This is a genomic window from Bradyrhizobium campsiandrae (assembly GCF_014529705.1).
GTDB lineage: Bacteria > Pseudomonadota > Alphaproteobacteria > Rhizobiales > Xanthobacteraceae > Bradyrhizobium > Bradyrhizobium campsiandrae.
Window position 1 is genome coordinate 15,706 of record NZ_JAANIH010000006.1, and the last position, 15,658, is coordinate 31,363.

14 protein-coding genes and 1 pseudogene are annotated in these 15,658 nt (G+C 64.7%); 4 read left to right on the plus strand and 11 right to left on the minus strand.

Going from position 1 to position 15,658, the window contains the following annotated elements; translation table 11 throughout:
* Nucleotides 1-185 precede the first annotated feature (185 nt).
* The 4 genes from pncB to G8O24_RS05995 form a co-directional block, all read right to left on the minus strand.
* Nucleotides 186-1,490, minus strand: a complete 1,305-nt coding sequence (pncB, locus tag G8O24_RS05980) for a nicotinate phosphoribosyltransferase (protein ID WP_188097458.1) — start codon at nt 1,488-1,490, stop codon at nt 186-188.
* 135 nt (nt 1,491-1,625) lie between these two features.
* A complete protein-coding gene (locus tag G8O24_RS05985; protein ID WP_188097459.1) occupies nt 1,626-1,889 on the minus strand; it encodes a hypothetical protein in 264 nt (87 codons plus the stop codon).
* A gap of 153 nt (nt 1,890-2,042) precedes the next feature.
* A complete protein-coding gene (locus G8O24_RS05990; protein WP_188097462.1) occupies nt 2,043-2,795 on the minus strand; it encodes a hypothetical protein in 753 nt (250 codons plus the stop codon).
* Nucleotides 2,796-2,981: 186 nt separating this feature from the next.
* On the minus strand, nt 2,982-3,911 hold the full coding sequence (locus G8O24_RS05995; protein ID WP_188097464.1) for a LysR family transcriptional regulator: 930 nt from the start codon (nt 3,909-3,911) through the stop codon (nt 2,982-2,984).
* 99 nt (nt 3,912-4,010) lie between these two features.
* On the opposite strand from G8O24_RS05995, the gene pcaH reads away from it, so the two are divergent.
* Nucleotides 4,011-4,799, plus strand: a complete 789-nt coding sequence (pcaH, locus tag G8O24_RS06000; RefSeq protein WP_188097465.1) for a protocatechuate 3,4-dioxygenase subunit beta — start codon at nt 4,011-4,013, stop codon at nt 4,797-4,799.
* Between the two features lie 4 nt (nt 4,800-4,803).
* On the plus strand, nt 4,804-5,430 hold the full coding sequence (gene pcaG / locus G8O24_RS06005) for a protocatechuate 3,4-dioxygenase subunit alpha (protein WP_188097467.1): 627 nt from the start codon (nt 4,804-4,806) through the stop codon (nt 5,428-5,430).
* A 70-nt stretch (nt 5,431-5,500) separates the two neighbouring features.
* Here pcaG and G8O24_RS06010 read toward each other — a convergent pair whose 3' ends face one another.
* Both G8O24_RS06010 and G8O24_RS06015 read right to left on the minus strand, forming a co-directional pair.
* Nucleotides 5,501-5,890, minus strand: coding sequence for a nuclear transport factor 2 family protein (locus tag G8O24_RS06010; RefSeq protein ID WP_188097468.1), 390 nt, complete (start codon nt 5,888-5,890; stop codon nt 5,501-5,503).
* 37 nt (nt 5,891-5,927) lie between these two features.
* Nucleotides 5,928-6,641 carry a DJ-1/PfpI family protein gene (locus G8O24_RS06015; RefSeq protein WP_188097470.1) on the minus strand — a complete coding sequence of 238 codons (714 nt, stop codon included), beginning with the start codon at nt 6,639-6,641 and terminating at the stop codon, nt 5,928-5,930.
* Between the two features lie 129 nt (nt 6,642-6,770).
* On the opposite strand from G8O24_RS06015, the gene G8O24_RS06020 reads away from it, so the two are divergent.
* Nucleotides 6,771-7,721 (plus strand): GlxA family transcriptional regulator, encoded by a 951-nt coding sequence (locus G8O24_RS06020; RefSeq protein ID WP_438503266.1) that lies wholly within the window; start codon nt 6,771-6,773, stop codon nt 7,719-7,721.
* A gap of 49 nt (nt 7,722-7,770) precedes the next feature.
* Here the strand turns inward: G8O24_RS06020 and tuf are convergent, their stop codons facing one another.
* Together tuf and G8O24_RS06030 are read right to left on the minus strand one after the other, a co-directional pair.
* Nucleotides 7,771-8,976, minus strand: coding sequence for an elongation factor Tu (tuf, locus tag G8O24_RS06025; RefSeq protein WP_188097473.1), 1,206 nt, complete (start codon nt 8,974-8,976; stop codon nt 7,771-7,773).
* Between the two features lie 275 nt (nt 8,977-9,251).
* Nucleotides 9,252-10,154: a helix-turn-helix domain-containing protein gene (locus G8O24_RS06030; protein ID WP_188097474.1), complete on the minus strand. Its 903-nt coding sequence runs from the start codon at nt 10,152-10,154 to the stop codon at nt 9,252-9,254.
* A gap of 50 nt (nt 10,155-10,204) precedes the next feature.
* Between G8O24_RS06030 and pobA the strand changes: the two genes are divergently transcribed.
* On the plus strand, nt 10,205-11,377 hold the full coding sequence (pobA, locus tag G8O24_RS06035) for a 4-hydroxybenzoate 3-monooxygenase (protein ID WP_188097476.1): 1,173 nt from the start codon (nt 10,205-10,207) through the stop codon (nt 11,375-11,377).
* Nucleotides 11,378-11,486: 109 nt separating this feature from the next.
* Here pobA and G8O24_RS06040 read toward each other — a convergent pair whose 3' ends face one another.
* The 3 genes and pseudogenes from G8O24_RS06040 to G8O24_RS06050 all read right to left on the minus strand — a co-directional run bounded on the left by G8O24_RS06040 (nt 11,487) and on the right by G8O24_RS06050 (nt 15,642).
* The gene (locus tag G8O24_RS06040) at nt 11,487-13,637 is read right to left on the minus strand and encodes an adenylate/guanylate cyclase domain-containing protein (protein WP_188097478.1); all 2,151 of its coding nucleotides are present in this window, start codon (nt 13,635-13,637) and stop codon (nt 11,487-11,489) included.
* A 19-nt stretch (nt 13,638-13,656) separates the two neighbouring features.
* Nucleotides 13,657-14,325: a hypothetical protein gene (locus tag G8O24_RS06045; RefSeq protein ID WP_188097480.1), complete on the minus strand. Its 669-nt coding sequence runs from the start codon at nt 14,323-14,325 to the stop codon at nt 13,657-13,659.
* Between the two features lie 183 nt (nt 14,326-14,508).
* Nucleotides 14,509-15,642 (minus strand): annotated as a pseudogene (locus G8O24_RS06050) (response regulator).
* Between the last annotated feature and the right edge of the window lie 16 nt (nt 15,643-15,658).

Genomic DNA, 15,658 nt, shown 5'->3' on the forward strand with positions numbered 1-15,658 from the left:
GCGCCTGCAACGCCAAGTAGAGGGGATGGTTGCTTAACTGGACCTGAAAACTGCGGGGGACCACATGCTAGAGTGAAAGCGTCGTGAAGCGGATGTTTCAAATACCGGCGAAGCGGAACTGACGCGGTATCGGCGAACCAATATCGCGTATTCATCGCGTGCGGTTTACTCGATCGAGAGAATTGCTAGACCAGCACCGGCTTGCGCACGCGGCCGGCGTCGCCGAACACGCGCAGGTATCGCTCGATCTCCGAGGCCATGCCGGTCGCCTTCTCCGGATTGTCGGAGAGCTTGACGGCCGGATGTCCGTCGACCGACGACACCTTGCAGACCAGCGAGATCGGATCGAGGTTGAACGAGCCGTCCGGCGCGCAGCCGACGAAGTCGTTGGTGAGATTGGTGCCCCAGCCGAAGGAGAGCCGCACGCGGCCGGCGAAGTGGTGATAGGTCTCCTCGATCGAGCCGACGTCCATCGCATCGGAGAACACCAGCAGCTTGTCCTTGGGGTTACGGCCTTTCTTCTCCCACCACGCGATGATCTCCTCGCCGGCCTGGATCGGCGGCGCGCTGTCGGGGCGGAAGCCGGTCCAGTCGGCCACCCATTCCGGTGCATCGCGCAGGAAGGCCTTGGTGCCGAAGGCGTCGGGCAACGCGATCAACAGATTGCCGCCATAGGTCTGGCGCCACTGGTCGAGGATGCGGTAGGGCGCCCAGCGCAGCTCCTCGTCGTCCCTGGCGAGCGCGGCCGCGACCATCGGCAGCTCGTGCGCATTGGTGCCGATGGCTTCGAGATCGTTGTCCATCGCGAGCAGCACGTTGGAGGTGCCGATGAAGGACGGACCCAGCCCTTCCTTCACCGCTTCCACGCACCAGCGCTGCCACAGGAAGCCGTGGCGGCGGCGGGTGCCGAAATCGGACAGCCGCAAATTCTCCAGCTTGCGCAGCCGCTCGACCTTGGTCCACAGCTTGGCCTTGGCGCGGGCATAGAGCACGTCGAGCTCGAAGCGGCCGCGGCCCTTCATGGCCGAACGCGAGCGCAGTTCGTTGAGGATGGCGAGCGCCGGGATCTCCCACATCGTGGTGTGGGTCCATGGCCCGTGGAAATGCAGCTCGTACTGGCCTTCGACCTTGCGCAGCTCGTATTCGGGAAGGCGGAATTCGGCCAGCCAACGGATGAAGTCCGCCGAGAACATGTGGGTCTTGCCGTAGAAGGTGTTGCCGGCGAGCCAGATCAGCTCCTTCTTGGAGAAGCGGATGGTCCGGGCGTGGTCGAGCTGGGCCCGCAGCTCGCCCTCGTCGATGATCTCGGCAAGGCGCACATGGCGCGAGCGGTTGATCACCGAGAAGGTCACCTGCTGATCCGGGTAGTCCTCCCGAATCATCTGCAACATCAACAGCTTATAGAAGTCAGTATCAAGCAGGCTGCGGATGATGGGATCCAGCCGCCAGCTGTGATTGTAGGTTCGGCTCGCAATGTCGGTCACTGTCATGGCGGAATTCTAGCGTGGCGGCCAGCGTGCAACCAGTGGGTTTGGCGAAGGGCCGGCCGCCTGATGCCGAACCAACGCATACCTCCGGGTAGGGCGCCGCGGCTGACCCGATCGAGTGCAGCAAGGGCGTGATGGTTACATCGCGTCGAACTGCCCCGTCAGCGTAACGCGCGGACCGTGGGTGTAGCGGTCCGGCGTGAAACCGGAGTTGGATCTGCCGGTCTCGTTGAACACGTTGATGAACGTATCGAGCCGGTAGGAGGCGCCAAGCTTCAGGTTCTGCGTCAGCCAGTAGGAGACGCCGACCTGAATGTCTGCGCTCAGCACGCCGGCAAACTGCCGGTCATTGCCCGTTGCGACCTGATCGAAGACGGTGAGAGGCGGGCCGCCAATGAACAAGCTCCTCGTCGTGATCTGCGATTGCTGCCGCCCCAACAGCAAGGCGACGTCGCCGCTATAGTCGAACGACCATTGGCGGGCGAACCGGGCCGCGCCGTCCAGACCGATGAGTGGTCAGGCGCCCGGGAAGCTCGCAGGCGTGTCATCGAAATTCTATTGCGTGATGGAGAGGCCGCCGGCTGTGCCAGTCTGGCCATTAGAGTCCGAGCTCCGGGCGGTGAATTCGGCAATGCGAAGCCCAGCCTTGAGCTGGAGTGCGTCCGGGCCGGGCCCGGCGATGTCATGCCCGACCGCAAGATCAGCGAGCCAGTGGGTTTCCTTGTAAGCGGCCCCGAAGGTTTGTGTTCCCGTTACCCCGCCGGGCAAGAGGAAGCCGATCGTTCGTGTGCCGTCGGTCTTGCCGCCTTCGCCGTAGCGGAATTGGCCGTTGATGTGCCAGGGAGATCCGGCGAAGCGATGGTCGAATCCGATGGCTGTTTCCCAGCCGACCTTGGGCGTCAGATCGAAGACACCGGTGACATTGTTGTTGCTGCTATAGGTGTTGAACACGGGATCCCCGCCACTCCAGAGCGCGCCGCCTTCGATCCAGGCCCTGAACTGTCCCGGGGCTTCGGGTGGGAGTGCCTTGATGGGCAGGGCGGCATAAGCCTGCAATGGATTGCGGCTTCGTGGCGAGGGAGCTGAGGTTGAGGCGAACTCAGCCTGGCGTGATTGAGACGAAGTTCTGCCGGGTTCGCTCGAAGCCCGCGCGCCCAGCGATTTCAGCCGGTTATTTTCGTCGAGCAGCCTCTGGTTCTCGCGAAGCGCGGCGTTTTCCTTGCGGATCGCGGCATTCTGGCGTTCCAGCTGTACGAGGCGCGCATTGACGTCTTCGAGTTCCCCGGCAGTGGCGCCGGTCGCCGTCAAGGCCGCAATTGCGCCGATCGTGAGCGCAAGACTTTTCTTCATTGATTCACCTCGTCACACCAGTGGCGCGACCGTGACGGGCAATCTGGGATTGCGCATCAACCGTTAGGTTGAAGCCGGCCTGCTGCCGCGCTCAGCGCAGCATTTCCGCACATGGGTGTGACCGATAGGACGCAGCTGATGCGTTCAGCCGTGCGCGGCCGTCGCTGCGACTGTCTCGAGCTGGCTCCTGACCCAGCGATGCGCCGGGTCCTTCTGGTAGCGCTGGTGCCAGACCATGAACATCGGCAATTCGGCTAGCGTGCGCGTGCGTGAGGCCAGCGGAATCCGCGCTTGTGCGAATCCGCGCATGACGCCGGAGGCGAGCAGGCTCGGCATGCTCGCCAGCATCTGCGAGCCGCGCAGGAACGCCGGCACGCCGGAGAAGCTCGGCACGGAGATGGCGATGTCGCGGTGGAGGCCGTTGGCAGCGAGCCTGCGGTCGAAGTCAAGCCGCTCATTGTCGGTATAGACGACCGTAATGTGACGCGCCGCGAGATAGGCGTTACGGCCGGCCGGCGCGGCACGCGCCCTGGCGTCGTAGTAGCAGACGTAATGATCGCTCAACAGCCGCTTCTGCACGATGTCGATGCCGACAGGCGGCAACGGGGTGATCAGAAGGTCGCAGCGATTCTCCCGCAGCATGGCCGGCGAGGGCGATTGCGATGGGATCACGCGCAGGTTCAGGCCCTTCACCTGCGCGGCAACATGTCCGAAGAAGCGCGGCAGCAGCAGGTCGCGCTGGAAATCGTTGGCGGCGATCGTCAGCGAAAGTTGCGCGCTTGCCGGCTCGAACGTGACGCCGCCGGCGAAGCTGCGCATCTCGTCGATCAACGCTCGCGCCTTTGCCGCCAGCGCCTGGGCATGGGCGGTCGCGACGATGCCGCGGCCGGATTTTGCAAACAGCGGATCACCGGCGATCCGCCGCAGCTTGTTCAGGCCGTGGCTGACGGCCGATTGCGTCAGATCGAGCCGGGTTGCGGCCGCCGTCACCGAGCCTTCCTCCAGCACGGCCAGGAACAGTTCGAGGGCGTGGCCATCGAGGGCCAAATGATCGATTTCTTTCATGTAATGCATTATAATTGATCTATTTATTTGTGGAATAGGCCGGCCCATGATCTCCCGATAAAGCCGCGCGCCCGCAAACCCGGCGCGTCCAAGGGAGACACAACGCCGATGAATGCCCAGGCGCCAGCCTCGCAGGATCCCCGCCTCAACCGCCCCGAACCGTTCACGCCGCCGCTTGGCGATGGCGGCTTCTTCCAGCGCGACCGCAGCATCCATCCGCCGGCCTACGCGCCCGGCTACAAATCCTCGGTCTTGCGCTCGCCGCGCCAGTCGCTGCTGTCGCTGGAAGGCTCGGCCTCGGAGATCACCGGCCCGGTGTTCGGCCACAATGATCTCGGCCCGCTCGACAATGATCTGATCCGCAATTACGCCAAGGACGGCGATCCCGTCGGCGAGCGCATCATCGTCCATGGCCGCGTGCTGGACGAGACCGGCCGCGGCGTGCCGAATACGCTGGTCGAGTTCTGGCAGGCCAATGCCGGCGGACGCTACCGGCACAAGAAGGATACCTATCTGGCGCCGATCGATCCGAACTTCGGCGGATGCGGCCGCGCGCTGACCGATGACACCGGCTATTATTATTTCCGCACGGTGAAGCCCGGGCCTTATCCCTGGCGCAACTTCGTCAACAGCTGGCGTCCCGCCCACATCCATTTCTCGGTGTTCGGCTCGGGCTTTGCGCAGCGGCTGATCACGCAGATGTACTTCGAGGGCGATCCGCTGATCCCGATCTGCCCGATTCTGACGACGATCCCGGACAAGGACGCGCTCGACCGCCTGGTGGCGCCGCTCGACCTCAATGCCTCGACGCCGTTCGACTCGCTCGCCTACCGCTTCGACATCGTGCTGCGCGGCCAGCGCTGCACCTATTTCGAAAATCGTCCCGAAGGGAACTGAGCAAATGCCACAGCCGCTCAACTATCTCAAGGAAACAGCCTCGCAGACCGCCGGACCCTACGTTCATATCGGCCTGATTCCGGCGATGGCGGGTTTCGATATCTTCGAGAAGAACTTTTCCAACGTGCTGGTGAGGCCGAACACGCAAGGCGAGCGCATCACGCTGGAAGGCAAGGTGCTCGACGGCACCGGCTCGCCGCTGCGCGACGTGCTGCTCGAGATCTGGCAGGCCAACGCAGCCGGCCGCTACAACCATCCCGCCGATCGCTCCGCCGGCGCTTTGGACGCGGACTTCCGCGGCTGGGGCCGCGCCGGCTCCGATTTCGAAACCGGATTGGTGACATTCGAGACCATCAAGCCGGGCGCGATCACCGACAGGGCAGGGCGCAAATGCGCGCCGCATGTCAATGTCTGGATCGTCGCGCGCGGCATCAATATCGGCCTCAACACGCGGCTCTATTTCTCCGACGAGGAAGCCGCCAACGCCACCGATCCCGTGCTCAATCTGGTCGAGCCGCCGGTGCGTCGCAAGACGCTGATTGCCACGCGAGGAGAGCGCGCCGGCAACGTCGTGTATTCCTTCACGATCAATTTGCAGGGCTCGGACGAGACGGTGTTCTTCGACGTGTGAACTGACTCCGTCCAAAATCAAACGGCCCCATCCGAAGATGGGGCCGTTTCTGTTGTCACGACACTGAAAGCTAGAAGCCGGTCGGTCCCACCGCACCGATCCAGTGCTTGACCTTGGTCGGATCCTTTTCGTCCATATAGAAGAAATGGACCATCGTCGGCCTCACGGCTGCGATGGTGGGATCGTCGAAGCGCATCGCGACCTTGCCGTGGAAGATCTTGAGCTCCGGGCTGTCCCAGAACTCGACGACGTCGTGGAGCGCCGTGAAGCCGCGATCGACGAACTGACGCAGATTGTTGCGGATCGCCTCGCGGCCGTGCCAGTCGGCGACGCCGAGATTGCAGATCGCATCTTCGGCGAAGCAATCAAATCCCTTGCCGAAGGTCTTGTCGTCGATCTCCTTCCACATTGCGAGGAGCCAGTCTGGCGCGGTGGTCTTGGTGAAGGTTTTCGTGCTCATGATCTTTCCTTTGATGTTCGATTGTGAGTTCCGCGAATTAGCGATTGGACGTGGCAATCCCGAGCTTTGCGGCCACGCGCCGGGCAGTTGCTTCCCGTTGGGCCGTGATGCCGGCCACGGCACGCTTCGCTTGGTCGAGGATTGGGCCTGGAGCACGCTCCGGCGTGCCGCTGTCGAACGGCGGTTCCGGCGCATACTGCATGTAGAGCTGGATCGCGCGCGCCACGTCGTCGCCACGTAACTCGGCTGCGAGGCATAACGCCCCGTCAATTCCGGCGGTGACGCCGGCCGCAAAGATCCAGCGGCCGTCGACGACGACGCGTTCGTTGATGGGAACGGCACCGAACAACGGCAACAGGTGAAACGAAGCCCAGTGGGTCGTCGCCCGTCGTCTCCTGAGCAGTCCCGCCGCGCCGAGAAGCAGAGCGCCGGTGCAGACGGAGAATATGCTGCGCGCACCCGCGGCCTGTTGGGCGATCCAGGCCAGAATTTCCTCGTTGTCCATCAAGGCTTCCTGGCCGAAGCCGCCCGGCACGTGGAGCACATCCAACTGGGGCGCCTCCGCAAGCGTCGCGTCCGGCGTGAGTCTCAGGCCTTTGACGTCGCGAACCGGTTCGGCCGTCTTGGCGTAGACGCGGTAAGTCGCGTTGGGGATGCGCGACAGCACCTCGAAGGGGCCGGTCAGGTCGATCTGGTCGAGACCGTCGAACAGCAGGGATCCGATTTGCAGGTGCGTCTCTTGCGGGATCATGGGTTTGCTCTCAACGGGAGGCTGGACAGGGCCAACCTAGCGGGGCAGGCTATGGCGCAAATGCCAAAGTCCCCTCGGTTTCCGCCAAGTTCGATCTCGCGTGCCACGCGGAGCGGGTCCGCGCGCGTGATCGAGGTGCTGGCCTATCCGGCGGTGCAGCTGCTCGACGTCACGGGACCGCTCCAGGTGTTCGCGACCGCCAACGAGCAGGTCGTGGAGGCGGGCGGAACGCCGCCCTATGCCCTCCGGGTGGTTGCAAAAGATCGCTCGCGCGTGGCGGCTTCGTCGGGACTGGAGATCGCAACCGAGCCGCTGCCCCGCCGTGGACGTGCCCCGGACACGGTCGTGGTTGCAGGCGGCCCGGGGGTTGATCTCGCCGCGGCAGATCCAGCGCTGCTGGCCTGGCTGCGGCAGCGTGTGAAGAAAGCACGGCGCGTGGCGTCGGTCTGCACCGGCGCATTTCTGCTGGGTGCATCAGGTGCACTGGACGGACGGCGTGCTGTGACCCATTGGTCGTACTGCGCAGAGCTCGCGAAGCGTTTCCCGGCCATACGGGTCGAGTCCGACCCGATCTTCGTGCGTGATGGTTCGATCTGGACCTCGGCCGGCGTGACCGCCGGCATCGATCTGGCGCTGGCTTTGGTGGAGGAGGATCTGGGCCGCACCACGGCGCTGGCGGTGGCGCGCTATCTCGTCGTCTTCCTCAAGCGACCGGGTGGACAGGCGCAGTTCAGCGAGGCGCTGTCGCTGCAATCGGCCGAGGACGAATTCGGGGCGCTGCACCAATGGATCAGCAAGAATCTCTCTGGCGACCTCTCCTTGTCCCGACTGGCCAGCGAGGCCGGCATGAGCGAGCGCAGTTTCAGCCGCCACTATGCCAAGGCGACCGGACTGACCCCGCTTCGGGCCATCGAGCGGCTGCGGGTGGAGGCTGCGCGACGCATGCTGTCGGAGACGCGGTTGCCAGTGAAGCGGATATCCCAGCGCTGCGGCTTCGGATCCGAGGAAACCATGCGCCGCAGTTTCCTGCGCGTGCTCGCGCCCGTACCGCAGGACTATCGCCGCCGCTTCGGCGCGTAAGCGCGATCGACATGGTTGAATGGGGGCCGGTCGATCCGGCCCCCATCCATTACTCCACGATCGCAGTCACGATGCCGGCACCGACGGTGCGGTTGCCTTCACGGATCGCGAAGCGCGAGCGCTCTTCGAGCGCGATCGCCTTGTTGAGCTCGATCGTGAGCTCGGCGCTGTCGCCCGGCATCACCATCTCGACGCCGTCGTCGAGCTGGACGGTGCCGGTCACGTCGGCCGTACGGAAGTAGAACTGCGGGCGATAGTTCTTGAAGAACGGCGTATGCCGCCCGCCTTCGTCCTTCGTCAGCACGTACACCTCCGCGCGGAAAGCCCTGTGCGGTTTCGCAGCACCCGGCCGCGACAGCACCTGGCCCCGCTGCACCGCCTCCCGATCGATCCCGCGCAGCAGGCAGCCGACATTGTCGCCGGCCTGCCCCTGTTCGAGGATCTTCCGGTAGGTCTCGATGCCCGTCACCACCGATTTGCGCGTCTCGCCGAGACCGACGATCTCGACCTCGTCGCCGAGCTTGACGGTGCCGCGCTCGATCAGCCCGGTCACGACGGTGCCGCGGCCGGAGATCGATTGCACGCCTTCGATCGGCATCAGGAACGGACGATCCCTCGGCCGCTCGGGCACCTCGATCCAGCGATCGAGCGCCTCGAACAGCTTCAGGATCGCCTGGTCCGCGAGCGGGCCGGTCTCGCCGCGCAGTGCCTGGATGGCGGAGCCGCGGATGACCGGCGCATTGTCCCCGTCGTAGCCGTACTTCGACAGGAGATCGCGCAGCTCGATCTCGACGAGATCGACCAACTCGAGGTCGTCAGCGACATCGCACTTGTTCAGGAACACCACGATGCGCGGCACGCCGACCTGTCGCGCCAGCAAGATATGCTCGCGCGTCTGCGGCATCGGCCCGTCGGTTGCGGAGACCACCAGGATCGCGCCGTCCATTTGCGCCGCGCCGGTGATCATGTTCTTCACGTAATCGGCGTGGCCCGGGCAGTCGACGTGCGAATAGTGCCGCGCCGCCGTCGAGAACTCGACGTGGCTCGTCGCGATCGTCAGGATCTTGGAATCGTCACGCGTACCTTGCGCAGCCGATGCCTTGGCGACGTCCTGATAGGAGACGAAGGCGCCCCAGCCGTAATCGGCCGAGACCTTCGTCAGCGCCGCCGTCAGCGTCGTCTTGCCGTGGTCCACATGGCCGATCGTGCCCACGTTGCAGTTGGGCTTGAGGCGAGTGAACTTCTCTTTGGACATAGGACACCTGTGGTGCTCGAGCTCCCGTGCTGGATTTGCACGACTCGGGACACCGCGAGAGCTCGACCGGCATCCGGAGCCGTATCCGCTCCGGGCCGCTTCGATTGTCAGGTGTGACGTTCGTTCAGGCGCAAAGCAGATCCACGGCGGACCAGGGCATTAGCCCTGCCGTCATCATCAGCACTGATGCTTGCTGTGACTGCCGCATTGTCGGTTGCCTGATTACAAAGTGAGGCGCGTACATAGGGGATGGCCGCGCCGTTTGCAAGGGGGCGCTATTCGTCCCCGTGAAGCTGCGCGCGAAAGGCACGCGGCGACAGTCCGGTCGCCGCGGCATAGACCCGGCTGAAATAGGCCGGATCCTCGAAGCCGAGCGCGTAGGCGATCGTCGAGACCGGCAGATTGGTATAGACGAGGTTGCGTCGCGCCTCGCGGATCAGCCGGTTCAGGATCAGGTGCGAGGCGGTATCGCCGGTCGCCGCGCGCGTGACGCGGTTGAGATGGGTCGGCGTGATCGCCAGCGCCTTCGCATAGTCCGCAACGCTCCAGCGCTCCAGATGATGCTGTTCGAGCAGGGCCTCGAAGCGGCGGAACAGGTTTGACTCCGCGCTGCCGCTGCCGCCGCTTTCGCCCGACAGCGCGCGTGCCACGAGGCCGACCATGGCCGCCGACAGCGCACGCAGCACATGCGCGCGGCCGAAATCGCGTGCGGCGTGCTCGGCGAAGATCTGCTTCATGGTGGCCCGGATCTGCGGTGTGCCGCGCACCACGGCGGATCGCGCCAGCACGCCGCGGAGTCCCTCGGCGGCGAGCAGCGCCTCGTCGAGGATTTCCGCGGCGATGGTCAGGACCCAGCCCAGGGTCCCCGGAATGAAGCGGAAGCCGTGGACGTGGCCGACCGGCACGTTGACGATCTGCATCGGCTTCAAGGCAACCAGGCGGCCGTCGAGCGTGGCCTCGCCGCCGCCGCGCTCGATCAGCAGCACCTGGTGCAGCCGGGCATGCCGGTGCACCGCGAGCTTCCAGTCGTGCAGCACCGAGCGCGAGGCAATCGTCTCGCAATGGACGACATCAGGCAGGTCGCCGGCTTCGCCGAACAGGTTGTAGACCCGGATGGCCGGGGCGGGAACTGCGCTTCTCATGTTCGAATTGTACAAGATAATGGCGAAAGCCTCCATCGGTCCCGCCTGCGGAATCTGCAAAAAAGTGCCGACGGGAGGACGCAAAAATGAAAGTTCAGGTCTGCATCATCGGCGGTGGGCCGTCCGGATTGCTGCTGTCTCAGCTGCTGCACCTGAAGGGCATCGACACGATCGTGCTGGAGAAATACAGCCGCGACCACGTGCTGGCCCGCATCCGCGCCGGTGTGCTCGAGCACGGCTTTGCGCGGCTGATGCGCGAGGCGCAATGCGGCGAGCGGATGGACCTGGAGGGCGAGATCCACAAGGGCTTCGAGATCGCCCATGACGGCGTGCTCTCCCACATCGATCTGCACAGGCATTCCGGCGGCAATTCGGTGCTGGTCTATGGCCAGACCGAGCTGACGCGCGACCTCTACGAGGCGCGTGACCGTCTCGGCGGCAAGGTCGTGCACAATGCCGAGGACGTGACGCCGCACGATCTGACGTCGGACCGGCCCTACGTGACCTATCGCGCGAACGGTGCCACCATTCGCGTCGATTGCGACTACATCGTCGGCGCCGACGGCTTTCACGGCGTCAGCCGCAAGTCGATCCCGAAGGACGTGCTGCGGGAGTACGAGAAGGTCTACCCGTTCGGCTGGCTAGGGGTGCTGTCGCGAACCAAGCCGGTGTCGCCGGAGCTGATCTATGTGAAGCACGAACGCGGCTTTGCGCTGTGTTCGCTGCGCTCACAGGTGCTGAGCCGCTACTACGTCCAGGTGCCGCTCACCGACAAGGTCGAGGACTGGTCGGACGATGCGTTCTGGGCCGAGCTGAAGCGTCGTCTGCCGGACGAGGTTGCCGCACGGCTGATCACCGGACCCTCGATCGAAAAGAGCATCGCGCCGCTGCGCAGCTTCGTCGCCGAGCCGATGAGCTACGGCCGTCTGTTCCTCGCTGGCGACGCCGCCCATATCGTGCCGCCGACCGGCGCGCGCGGGCTCAACAGTGCGGCCTCCGACATCTACTATCTCTACCACGCCATGCTCGCGCATTATCAGGACGGCGACGATGCCGGGCTGAAGGGCTATTCCGCCAAGGCACTGGCGCGGATCTGGAAGGCGCAGCGCTTCTCGTGGTGGATGACGATGATGCTGCACCGTTTCCCGGATCGCTCCGAATATGAAGACCGGCTCCAGCAGACGGAGCTCGAATATCTGTTGTCGTCCGAGACGGCGCAGCGGCTCCTGGCGGAGAACTATGTCGGGCTGCCGTTCTAGAGCCTTTTCCGTTCCGATGGAATCGGAACGGGGCTCTAGATTCTTGTTTTGACGCGTTTTCTTGACGCGAACCGGTATCCAGTTCGCTCGAAAACGCTCTAGGCAGCCGCTACTTCCCTTCCAGCATATTCACCGGCGTCCAATCGGCCGGCGGTGGATTGGCAGCCAGCGCCCGCGCGCGTCTGGCGAAGTAACGGCACGGCGGATCATCCGCGGCGGCGCTTTCGAACAGCTCGGCGGCCTTCGCGAAATCGCGCGCGCGCCAGCACGCAAGGCCGCCGGCATAGGCCGCCGCGCGCATGCCTTGCTCTTGCGTCTCTCTGTTCTTCTCGGCGAGAGGTTCGTACACCCTGATCGGCTCGTCGCGCCCCTGCACCCGGACCAGGTCCAGCTCGCGCCAGGTGTAAGCGCCGCGGCTTCGATTGACGGTCGCCTCGGACACCATGATCACGGTGCCGAAATATTTGTTGGCGCCCTCGAGCCGTGAGGCGAGGTTCACCGTGTCGCTCATGACGGTGTAGTTGAAGCGCCGGCGCGAACCGATATTGCCGACCACGGCCTCGCCGCTGTTCAGCCCGATGCGGTGGGCGAGGCCGCGGCCGTGGAAGGCGGGATGGCTGCCGTTGAGCTCCTCGAGCCGGTCGCGGCATTGCAGCGCTGCCGCAACCGCATGCGTTGCGTGATCGGGATCGTCGGCCGGCGCGCCGAACATGGCGACGATGGAATCGCCGATATATTTGTCGACATAGCCGCCATGGCTTTCGATGATGTCGGTCATGGCGGAGAGATACTCGTTCATCAGCGCGACCAGCTCGGCGGGCGTCATCTTCTCGGCGATCGAGGAGAAGCCGCTGAGGTCGGAGAAGAACATGGTGATGTCACGCATCTCGCCGCCGAGCACCGGCATCTTGCCGGAGGCCACCATGCCGTCGATCACCTCGGGGGCGAGATAGAACGCAAAGCTCTTGCGCAGGAAGCGCTCCTCGCGGTCGGCGATCACGAAGCGGTAGCCGATCATCATGGCGAGCGCCGTGAGGCCCGCAAGCACGGGCTCGGTCAGCGGCAGCGCGATGGCATGCGCGAATGTGCCGACGGCGACGGCCGTATAGGCGACGGTGAGCGCAAACCAGGTGATCGCCGCCCCGGTCGGAGCCAGCACGCAGGCGGCGCCGGCGATGATCGCCGCGAACAGGATCGCCAGAACCAGCCGTAGTAAAGAGCCAGGCTCGGTGACGGCATCATGCTCGATCAGATTTCTGACGGCGGTGGCATGGACGAAGACGCCGGCGACCGTGCCGCGGGCCGCTCGCGCGGTGCTGGCCGGGGCGGGCAGGGCGCATCGCGCCGCCGGCACACCGTCATATCCACCGGTCAGGTGCATCGACGTGAGCTTGCGGTCATCGAAATTGAGGATGCTGCCGAGCAGCACGATCTTGCCGCCGAAGGCGCGGCGGAAGAAGTCGGTGTCTCCCTTCTCGAGACAGGCGCGCAGATCGGCGAAGGAATAGGCCGGAATGTCGCGGCCCATGCCGCGGAAGTTGAGCGTCAGCGTGTTGGTGACCGCGCTCGGGATCGCATAGCCGGACAAATCCGTCACGCCGGCTGGCACGGCTTCGGGCCTGGCACTGAGCGAACTTGCGGCGAGCTCGACGGCCATCGCGGGCACCGGCTGGCCCTCGATGGAAAAGCTCAGCGGCATCCGCCGGATCACGTTGTCGGCGTCGGTATGAACGTTGAGGGCGCGGATGTTGTTTCTCACCGCCAGTTGCTGCGCGCGATCCGGCCTCTCCGGATGGTCGTTGCTCAGAATCTCGCCAAGCACGAGCTTGCCGGTGTCGGAGAGCTTCTTCAGAGCAATGAGATAGTCCCGGTCAAAGCCCTTCACACGGCTGCCGAATGACGGGTCGCCAAAGGGGATCTCCGACTGCTCGATCGAGCTCGGAAAGATCCCGTCGAAGCCGATGACCTTGGCGCCCCCGTCGGCGATGCCGCCGAGCACCCGGCCGATTTCGCGGGTCCAGGTCTGCGTCGGCGATCCCTTGAAAGGCGGCGTGTCGTAGGTCTCCCCGTCGATCGCCACGACCACCACCGGCGACGTCGCGACATCGCGGCGGTCGCCGATCGAGTTCCAGCGTAGGGTCGTGAGAAGGTCGAGCGAGAGACCGTGCAGCCTCTGAAGCGGCGGGGACGCGAACGCCGCGCCCGCAACCAGCGCCATCAGGACCGTCGCAACGATGTTCCGCCTGCCGATCCGCCGCATCGCTGCTGACGCGCGCCGTCTATTCCAGTCGCAGCAGACGGCCGATGATCGGCGTCGGCGACGAGGTCGCGCTTGCGTCGACCTGGAATGTGTGGCGTTTGGTGCCGAGCTTGGCGAGATAGCTGCCGCCCGGCGTCAGCGACTTTCCGGCTTTCGCAAAGTCATAGAACTTTCCGGCCACCATGTTGTCGCTCCTGAGCGGCACGCTGATCGCCGGCTCCTTGCCGTCGGTGCGTTCGATCACCAGCGTGCTGCCGCTCTTGGCCTGGATCAGCGGTGCGACACTGTAGATCGTCGGCAGCTTGGCCGGCGTGCTGCCGGCGTCGGCTCGCATGGTGCGGAACGTGGTCGCCGCACTCTGGTTCGCCTCGTGCTCGGAGAGCTGCACCGCGTTGGTATCGCACGGCACCTTGACGCGCTGGACGTTGCCGAGTTGCACGGTGCTTTGTTCGGTTCCGACCAGAACGACGCCTTCGGTGATGGTCTCGCGCAGGCAGGACTTGAGGTAGCTGAGCGTGATGCCGGCCTTGGGGCCAAGCTTGATGATCTTGCCGGGCGCCACATAGTCCATGAATTCGATGCCGTCGAGCTTGCCCTGGACGTCCTCGACGAGGGCGGCCGGCGTTTCCGCGACGGCCGGCGCGCTCAGGCAAAACACGCCGACGATGGCGCCGATCAGGCTTTTCATGACTTCTCTCATCCAGTTCGATGGTAGGCGAGGAATCCGCGTCCCGGCGCGAGCCTAGCAAGGGGGGCCCCCGGCCAGTGTGATCAGAATCACTCTCGGCATTGGTGCACCCCGGCAGGAACAGGTTCAAACCGTTGATGGCAGAAAACGGCGTCGCGGCAAACCGACATTGCATGCGCAAGGTCAGCTAGGAGAGGTCTCCGGCGCGCGGTCCTGGTCCGGCGGGGCCCCGGGCGCTCCCAATATAAAGGGTGCCAGCACCGGCCCGATGTCGGCAAGGCGGGGCCCGGTTTGCGCGGCGATCGCCACCACCTCATCCCAGCGCGACAGAAAGGCTTCGACGCAGGCCGGGTCGAACTGCCGTCCCCGGTTTTCGATCAGATAGTCACGGGCCAATGCCAACGGCATCGGCTCTTTATATGGCCGTCGCGTCGTCAAGGCGTCGAAGACGTCGGCGACGGCGACCACGCGCGCGGCGATCGGGATCTCCTCCGCCTTGAGGCCGTTCGGATAGCCGGCGCCGTCCCAGCGCTCGTGATGGCCTGCGGCGATTTGTGCGCCGAGCTGAATCAGCTCGCAGCTGGAATCGGCGAGAATCCTCTCGCCGATCGTCGCGTGGGTGCGGATCACCGCCATCTCGTCGTTGCTCAACTTGCCCGGCTTGAGCAGGATGTTGTCGGGAATGGCGACCTTGCCGACGTCGTGCAAGGGTGCGGCGAGATCGTTGTCACGGCTGAGCCGGGCGGGAGGGCCGAGCTGCTCGTCGGTGATCCGGCTGTAGCGCGCGTCCTGCAGCGTTTACTCGCCCGTATCGGTGTCGCGACATTCGACCGCGAGCGCGAGCCGCAGGATGATCTCTTCCTCGCGCTCGCCGAGCTTGCGTGTTGCGGCTGCGACTTCGCTTGCCAAATGTGCGGCGCGATCGTTGAGCTTGCGTACGGCTGCACCAAGCTGAATCAAATTCCGCAAGCGCACCGTCATCTCGACGCTTTGCGGGGCCTTCGGCAGGAAATCGGTTGCACCTGCCTGCAGCGCTTCCATTTTGACGTCGTCGGTCTGACGCGAGGTGATCATCGCGATCGGAATGTCGGTGCAGCCAGGCAGCGCACGAAGCGCGCGGATGAAGCTGATCCCGTCCATATGAGGCATTTCGTAGTCGACGAGCACGAGGTCGAAGCCACGCTCGCGCGCGCAGGCCAGCGCCTCGACAGGGTCGAGAAATGCTGTGGCCTCGACGAGGCCCTCCGCTTCGATATGACGTTTCAGGAAATTGAGGACAGAGCGGCTGTCGTCAACCAGAAGCGCTTGGGTCAGCATCGGCGGCCGGGCTCGT

Coding starts and splice junctions, on each gene's coding strand:
- G8O24_RS06040 (WP_188097478.1), bottom strand. CDS start 13,637: ATGCGGCGGATCGGCAGGCGGAACATCGTTGCGACGGTCCTGATGGCG.
- G8O24_RS06015 (WP_188097470.1), bottom strand. CDS start 6,641: ATGATCCCGCAAGAGACGCACCTGCAAATCGGATCCCTGCTGTTCGAC.
- tuf (WP_188097473.1), bottom strand. CDS start 8,976: ATGTCCAAAGAGAAGTTCACTCGCCTCAAGCCCAACTGCAACGTGGGC.
- G8O24_RS06010 (WP_188097468.1), bottom strand. CDS start 5,890: ATGAGCACGAAAACCTTCACCAAGACCACCGCGCCAGACTGGCTCCTC.
- pcaG (WP_188097467.1), top strand. CDS start 4,804: ATGCCACAGCCGCTCAACTATCTCAAGGAAACAGCCTCGCAGACCGCC.
- G8O24_RS05995 (WP_188097464.1), bottom strand. CDS start 3,911: ATGCATTACATGAAAGAAATCGATCATTTGGCCCTCGATGGCCACGCC.
- pcaH (WP_188097465.1), top strand. CDS start 4,011: ATGAATGCCCAGGCGCCAGCCTCGCAGGATCCCCGCCTCAACCGCCCC.
- G8O24_RS06045 (WP_188097480.1), bottom strand. CDS start 14,325: ATGAAAAGCCTGATCGGCGCCATCGTCGGCGTGTTTTGCCTGAGCGCG.
- G8O24_RS06030 (WP_188097474.1), bottom strand. CDS start 10,154: ATGGAGGCTTTCGCCATTATCTTGTACAATTCGAACATGAGAAGCGCA.
- pncB (WP_188097458.1), bottom strand. CDS start 1,490: ATGACAGTGACCGACATTGCGAGCCGAACCTACAATCACAGCTGGCGG.
- pobA (WP_188097476.1), top strand. CDS start 10,205: ATGAAAGTTCAGGTCTGCATCATCGGCGGTGGGCCGTCCGGATTGCTG.